Source organism: Streptomyces sparsogenes (assembly GCF_001704635.1).
Taxonomy (GTDB): Bacteria; Actinomycetota; Actinomycetes; order Streptomycetales; family Streptomycetaceae; genus Streptomyces; species Streptomyces sparsogenes.
The window spans coordinates 1-6,697 of record NZ_MAXF01000166.1 but is presented as its reverse complement, the minus strand read 5'-3'; the positions used below and the strand labels follow the sequence as shown (position 1 = coordinate 6,697).

Below are 6,697 nucleotides of genomic sequence, written 5' to 3'. Positions count from 1 at the left end.
GGGCACGGCGGACTCCGGCACCGACGGCGCGTTCTGGTCGGCGGTGGACGGCGGGGACACCGAAGGGCTCGCCTCCGAACTGGGCGTCGCGGACGACGCGGTGCGCTCCTCGCTGGCCGTCGTCCTGCCCGCCCTCTCCGCCTGGCACCGGGAGCGGCGCGAGGAATCCGCCGTGGACGCCTGGCGCTACGGGATCGAGTGGGTGCCGGTGGCGGAGGCACCGGGCCGGCTGGACGGCACCTGGCTGCTGGCCGTCCCCGAGGAGCGCGCCGACGACCCGACGGTGCGCGCCATCGCCGCGGGCGTCGAGCGCCGCGGCGGCGCCGTCCAGTGGCTCCCGCTCCCCGCGGAGCCGACCGAGGACACCGGGAACCCGGGGGCCGCCCCGTACCCGGAGGAGATCGCCGGGCGGCTGCGCGCCCTGGAGGGGCACGAGCGGGCCGCCGGAGTGCTCGCACTGACCGGCTGGGACGAGGAATCCCACCCGGCACACCCGGGCGTGCCCCTCGGCTTCACCCGCACCCTGGGACTGATCCAGGCCCTGGCCGCCTCCGCCGTCACGGCCCCGCTGTGGTGCGTCACCAGCGGCGCGGTCACCACCGGGAGCCCCGGCGAACTCACCGGGCCCCGGCAGGCCATGGTGTGGGGACTGGGCCGGGTGGCGGCCCAGGAGTACCCCGACCGCTGGGGCGGGCTGATCGACCTGCCGGCCGAGCCCGGGGAGCGGGACGTCGACCGGCTGTGCGCGCTGCTGTCCGGCGAGTCGGGGGAGGACCAACTGGCGGTGCGCCCCTCCGGCGTACGCGCCAGGAGGCTCGTACGCACCGCGGCCTCCGCGGGGCGCGGCGACACCTGGCCGACCCCCAAGGGCACCGTGCTCATCACCGGCGGCACCGGGGCGCTCGGCGGCCACCTCGCGCGCCGGCTCGCGGCCCGGGGAGCCGAACACCTGCTGCTGCTGAGCCGGAGCGGCCCCCGGGCCGAGGGCGCCGATCGGCTGCGGGCCGAACTGACCGAAACGGGCACCCGGGTGACCATCCTGTCCTGCGACGTGGGCGACCGCGAGGCGCTGGCGGCCGCACTGGCCACCATCCCGGACGAGCTGCCGCTGACCGCGGTCTTCCACACCGCGGCCGCCCTGGACGACGGCCCCCTGGAGACACTGACCTTGCCCCGTGTGGCGGCGGCGCTGCGGTCGAAGGCCGGCGCCGCCTGGAATCTGCACGAGCTGACCGCGGCCGCGGACCTGTCGGCGTTCGTGCTCTTCTCGTCCACCGCGGGCACCTTCGGCGCCGCCGGCCAGGGCAACTACGCCCCCGGCAACGCCTATCTGGACGCACTGGCCTGGTACCGCAGGGCCCACGGGCAGGTGGCGACCTCCATCGGCTGGGGCGCGTGGGACCAGGGCGGCATGGCGGAGCAGGACGCCGTCGCCGACCTGCGCCGCAGGCACGGAGTGCCGCTCATGTCCCCCCGGCGTGCCACGCTCGCCATGGAGCGGGCCCTGGCCGGGGACGACGCCTTCGTGGTCCTCGCGGACATCGAGTGGGACAAGTTCCGGCTCGCCTACACCGCCGCCCGGCCCAGCCCGCTGCTGTACGGCCTGCCGGAGGTCGCCCGCCACCGGGAACCGGCCGCGGACCGGCAGGGCGACACCGCCGGCCGATCGGGCCCCGCACTGGCCGAGCGCCTGCGCGGCCTGGCCCGCACGGAGCGGGACCGGGTGCTGCGCGAGGCGGTCCGTGGCCACGCCGCGGCCGTCCTGGGCCACGACGGAGCGGAATCGGTGCCGCTCACCCGGCCGTTCGGCGAGCTGGGCCTGGACTCGGTGACCGCGGTGGAGCTGCGCAACCGGCTCGGGAAGGCCGTCGGCCACAAGCTGCCCGCCGGCCTGATCTTCGACTACCCGACGGTCGCCGCCCTCGTCGCCTACCTCCACGACCTGCTGCTGGGCGACGAGACATCCACCAGCCCGGTGCTGGACGAACTGGACCGCCTGGACGCCGAGCTGGCCGGCCTGCGCGACGACGACCCGGCCAGGGGAGAGGTGGCCGAGCGGCTGGAGAAGCTGCTGCGCCGGGTGAGCCCCGACTCGGTCGTCACGTCGGGCGGCGCCTCCGGGCAGGGCTGGGACCTGACGGGCGCCTCCCAGGACGAGGTGTTCGCGATGATCGACGAAGAGCTGGGGGAGCCGTGATCCGGACCGGCCGGACGCCCCGCGCGCCGGCCCCCTGACCCGGCCCGGAACACCTCTGCCCACTTCAGTGCTGCGAAGGATGGACCCGTCCCCCATGGCGAATGAAGAGAAGCTCTTCGACTATCTCAAGCGCGTGACCGCGGAGCTGAAGGAGACCAAGTCACGGCTGCGCGAGGTGGAGTCGGCGGCCCTCGAACCGGTGGCGATCGTCGGCATGAGCTGCCGCTACCCGGGGGGCGTGGCCTCGCCCGAGGAGCTGTGGCGGCTGGTGGCCGACGGCACCGACGCCATCTCCCCGCTCCCCGCCGACCGCGGCTGGGACGTGGCGGGCCAGTTCGACGTGACGGGCGAGCGCCCGGGCACCTCGTACGTGGCGGAGGGCGGATTCCTGCACGAGGCGGCCGAGTTCGACGCCGCCCTCTTCGGGATCTCGCCGCGCGAGGCGCTGGCCATGGACCCGCAGCAGCGGCTGCTCCTGGAGACCTCCTGGGAGCTGCTCGAACGCTCCGGCATCGCCCCCACCGCGCTGCGCGGCAGCGACACCGGCGTCTTCGTGGGCTCCAGCTTCCACGGCTACGGCGACCGGGCCACGGCCCCCGACGAGGTGCACGGCTATCTGCTCACCGGGCGCGCCGACAGCGTCATCTCCGGGCGGATCTCCTACACCCTCGGCCTGGAGGGCCCGGCGCTCACCGTCGACACGGCCTGCTCGTCCTCGCTGGTGGCGCTGCACCTGGCGGTCAGCGCACTGCGGCGCGGCGAGTGCTCGCTGGCGCTCGCCGGCGGGGTGATGGTCATGGCGACCCCCGAGGTGTTCGTCGAGTTCAGCCGCCAGCAGGGGCTCTCCCGCGACGGCCGCTGCCGCGCCTTCGCGGACAGCGCGGACGGCACGGGCCTCGGTGAGGGCGTCGGACTGCTGCTGGTGGAGCGGCTGTCGGACGCGCGCCGCAACGGCCACCGGGTGCTGGCCGTCATCCGGGGCAGCGCGGTGAACCAGGACGGCGCCTCCAACGGCCTGACCGCGCCCAACGGCCCCTCCCAGCAGCGCGTCATCCGGCGGGCTCTGGACGACGCGGGGCTCGCCCCCGCCCACGTGGACGTGGTCGAGGCGCACGGCACCGGCACCACCCTCGGCGACCCCATCGAGGCCGACGCCCTGCTGGCCACCTACGGCAAGGACCGGCCGCGGGAGCGCCCCGTGCTGCTCGGCTCGGTCAAGTCCAACATCGGCCACACCCAGGCGGCCGCGGGTGTCGCGGGCGTCATCAAGATGGTCGAGGCCATGCGGCACGGCACCGTCCCCAGGACGCTGCACGTGGACGAGGCCACCCGCCACGTGGACTGGGCCTCCGGCGCCGTCGAGCTGGTGACCGACAACCGGCCCTGGCCGGACACCGGCCGGCCGCGCCGGGCCGCCGTGTCCTCCTTCGGGGTGAGCGGCACCAACGCGCACATCATCATCGAGGAGGCCCCGGCCACCGAGCCCGCCGACACCACCGGGCCGGCCGATTCCGCCGTGCCCGCCGACGCCGCCGTGCCCGCCGACGCCGCCGGGCCGGCCGATTCCGCCGAGCCCGCCGAGCCCGTCGATTCCTCCGGGCCCGAGGGCGGGCCCGTGGAGGAGCCGGCGCCCGCCGGGGTGGTGGCCGCCGGCGCCGTGGTGCCCTGGCCGGTCTCCGGGCAATCGGCCGCCGGGCTGCGTGCGCAGGCGGCCCGGCTGCGCGAGTTCGCCGCCGCGTCGGAGGCGGCCACCGCCGACGTCGGCTGGTCCCTGGCCACCACACGGGCGGGCCTGGAACACCGCGCCGTGGTGCTCGGCGGCGACCTGGAGGAACTCGCCGCGGGCCTGGCCGCGGTGGAGAGCGGCGAGCCCGCCGCCGGCGTCGTCTCCGGTGTCCTGTCCGGCGAGCCCCCCTCCGACGTGGTGTTCGTCTTCCCCGGCCAGGGCGCCCAGTGGGCGGGCATGGCCACCGAACTCCTGGACGCCTCGCCGCCGTTCGCGGCCCGCTTCGAGGAGTGTGCGGCGGCCCTGGCGCCGCACATCGACTTCTCGCCGCTCGACGTGCTCAGGCAGCGGCCGGGGGCGCCGTCCCTCGAGCGGGTGGACGTGGTCCAGCCCCTGCTGTGGGCGGTCATGGTCTCCCTGGCACACCTGTGGCGCCGGCACGGTGTCGAACCGTCCGCCGTGGTGGGCCACTCCCAGGGCGAACTGGCCGCCGCCGTCGTCGCCGACGTGCTCTCGCTGGAGGACGCGGCCCGTATCGTGGCCCTGCGCAGCCGGCTCATCGGCCGGGAGCTCGCGGGCCGGGGCGGCATGGTCTCGCTGCCGCTGACCCGGGAGGCGGCCGAGGAACTCATCGCCCCCTGGGACGGCCGCATCGGCGTCGCCACCGTCAACGGCCCGCAGTCCACGGTCGTGGCCGGCGAGACGGCGTCGCTGGACGAGCTGATGGCCACCTGCGAGCGGGACGGGACACGCGCCCGCCGCATCCCGGTGGACTACGCCTCCCACACCGCCCAGGTCGAGCAGTTGCGCGAGGCCCTGCTGGAGCTGGCCGCGCCCACCACCGCGCGCCCGGCCCGGGTGCCGATGTACTCCACCGTCACCGCCGAACTCCTCGCGGACGGCGCGGCCGACGCCGCGTACTGGTACCGCAACCTGCGCGAGCCGGTCCGCTTCCATGACACCGTACAGACCCTCGTCAGGGCGGGCAGCACCGTCTTCGTCGAGGTCAGCGCCCACCCGGTGCTGACCGCGGCGGTCGAGGACACCGGCAGCGCGCTGGGCGGCGAGGTCGTCGCGGTGGGCACCCTGCGCCGCGACGAGGGCGGACCTCGGCGGCTGCTGACCGCGCTCGCGGAGCTGTGGGTCCAGGGCGTCGAACCGGACTGGCAGGCGGTCTTCGCCGGGTCCGGGGCCGGGCGGGTCGAGCTGCCCACCTACGCCTTCCAGCGCCGCCGCTACTGGCTGGACGGCTCGGGCGGCGCCGCGGACGTCGCCGGCGCCGGGCTGTCCGCGCTCGGCCACCCGCTGCTGTCCGCGGGCATCGCGCTCGCCGGCGGCGAGGGCTACGTCTGCACCGGCCGCCTGGGCACCGACTCCCACCCCTGGCTCGCCGACCACACGGTCGCGGGACGTGCCGTCGTGCCCGCCGCCGTCCTGCTCGAACTGGCCCTGCACACCGGCGGACACCTGGGCGCCGACCGGCTGGACGACCTGGAGCTGCACCGGCCCCTGGTGCTGCCCGACGCCGCCCCCGGCGCCGCGAGGGGCGTCGACATCCAGGTCGTCGTGGACGCGCCGGACGAGCGCGGCGGCCGCCGCGTACGGGTCTTCGCCGACGCCGACGCGCCCGACGACCCGGAGCGCGCCTGGACCCTGCACGCCACCGGCACCCTCGGCCTCGCGACCGGCGCCACGACCCCCGACGCGTCGCCGGCCGGCGCCTGGCCGCCACCCGGCGCCACCCCGGCCGACCCCGAGGAGCTGTACGCGCGCCTGACAGCCGCCGGAGTCGACCGCGGCCCGTACTTCCGCGGCCTGCGCGGGGTGTGGCACCGCGGCCAGGAGATCTTCGCCGAGGCCGAGCTGACGGAGTCCGCGGCCGGCGACGCCGCGCGGTTCTGTGTGCACCCGGCCCTGGTGGACGCCGCGACGCAGCCGGCCGAGGGCGCGTCCCCCGTCGCCTTCACGGGCGTCGAGCCGCACGCCACCGGCGCCACCGCGGTACGGATACGGCTGCGTCCCGCCGGGCCGGACGCGGCCGAGCTGCTGCTGACCGACCCCACGGGGCGCCCCGTGCTCACCGTCGAGCGGATGACGACCCGACCGCTGGACACCTCGGAGGTCACCGGCACGCCAGCCGCCCTGTCCTCGCTGTACGAGGTCTCCTGGGCCCCGCTGCCGGGCGGCGCCGCGGCCCCGGAGGGCCGGAACCCGGCCTACCTGGGCGAGGGCCCGGCGCCGGAGGGCGCCGCGGTCTTCACCGGCCTGGACGAGCTGCGCGCGGCCGTGGCCGGCGAGGGCCGGGAGCCCGCGCCGGACACCGTGTTCCTGACCGTGCCGAGCGCCGAGGGGGCCGGGGACGGGACTCCGCGGGCCGCGCGGGACGCGGCCGTCCGGGTGCTGGAGACCGTCCGCGCCTGGATGGCGGACGACGCCTTCGAACCCGTACTCCTGGTGGTGCTCACCCACGGCGGCGCCGCGACCTCCGCCGACGAGCCCGTCGACGTGGCCTCGGCGACCGCGCGCGGCCTGGTGCGCTCGGCGGCCGCCGAGTACCCCGGGCGGCTCGTCCAGGTCGACCTCGACACCACGGCCGCCTCGCTCGCGGCGCTGCCGGCCGTCGTGGCGGCCGCGGCGGCCGCCGGTGAACCGGAGATCGCCGTCCGCGAGGGCACCGCCCTGGTGCCCAGGCTGGCCAGGGTCCGCGACGCCGAGCCCGCGCCCTTCCCGAGGGACGGCGAGGGTCCCGTACTGATCACCGGCGGCACCGGGGT

General features: G+C 76.9%; 2 protein-coding genes. Both read left to right on the top strand.

Annotated features, from left to right (window positions below):
* Positions 1–2,197 (top strand): SDR family NAD(P)-dependent oxidoreductase (locus tag BBH68_RS32300; RefSeq protein ID WP_141713112.1); only part of this gene is annotated, 2,197 nt, incomplete at its 5' end.
* 94 nt (positions 2,198–2,291) lie between these two features.
* A partial coding sequence (locus tag BBH68_RS32295; RefSeq protein WP_141713111.1) for a type I polyketide synthase occupies positions 2,292–6,697 on the top strand: 4,406 nt, incomplete at its 3' end.